The sequence below is a fragment of the Streptococcus oralis genome (assembly GCF_003943395.1).
Lineage (GTDB): Bacteria > Bacillota > Bacilli > Lactobacillales > Streptococcaceae > Streptococcus > Streptococcus oralis_BF.
This window is the reverse complement of the sequence record NZ_RJPJ01000033.1, coordinates 1-658: the sequence shown is the minus strand read 5'-3', so window position 1 is coordinate 658 and position 658 is coordinate 1. Positions and strand designations below refer to the sequence as shown.

Genomic DNA, 658 nt, shown 5'->3' with positions numbered 1-658 from the left:
GCTTGTTGATGCTGAAGCACTGTTGCTTGCGCTTGTGCTTGCTGATTCTGAAGCAGACTTGCTTGCTGAGTCAGATGTTGATGCACTGTTGCTTGCGCTTGCGCTAACTGATTCTGATGCGCTGATTGAAGCAGAGATGCTATTGCTCAAGCTTGTTGAGGCTGAAGCTGAGGCACTACGTGATGCTGACTCGCTGTTGCTTACGCTTGTGCTTGCTGATTCTGAAGCAGACTTGCTTGCTGAGTCAGATGTTGAAGCACTTGTGCTTGCTGATTCAGATGCACTGATTGAAGCAGAGATGCTGTTGCTCAAGCTTGTTGACGCTGAAGCTGAGGCACTACGTGAAGCTGACTCACTGTTGCTTACGCTTGTGCTTGCTGATTCTGAAGCAGACTTGCTTGCTGATTCAGAAGCACTGATTGAAGCAGAGATGCTGTTGCTCAAGCTTGTTGAATCTGATACAGATGCGCTTGTTGATGCTGAAGCACTGTTGCTTGCGCTTGTGCTTGCTGAGTCAGATGTTGATGCACTGTTGCTTGCGCTTGCGCTAACTGATTCTGATGCGCTGATTGAAGCAGAGATGCTGTTGCTTGCGCTTGTGCTTGCTGATTCTGAAGCAGACTTGCTTGCTGAGTCAGATGTTGATGCACTGTTGCTT

Annotated in this window: 1 protein-coding gene; it reads left to right on the top strand. The window is 48.3% G+C overall.

All coding sequences use genetic code 11. The annotated features are described in order from the left end of the window. Positions 1-658, top strand: a 658-nt coding sequence (locus tag D8802_RS10220; RefSeq protein WP_472725600.1) for a hypothetical protein, incomplete at both ends; no start/stop codon positions are given.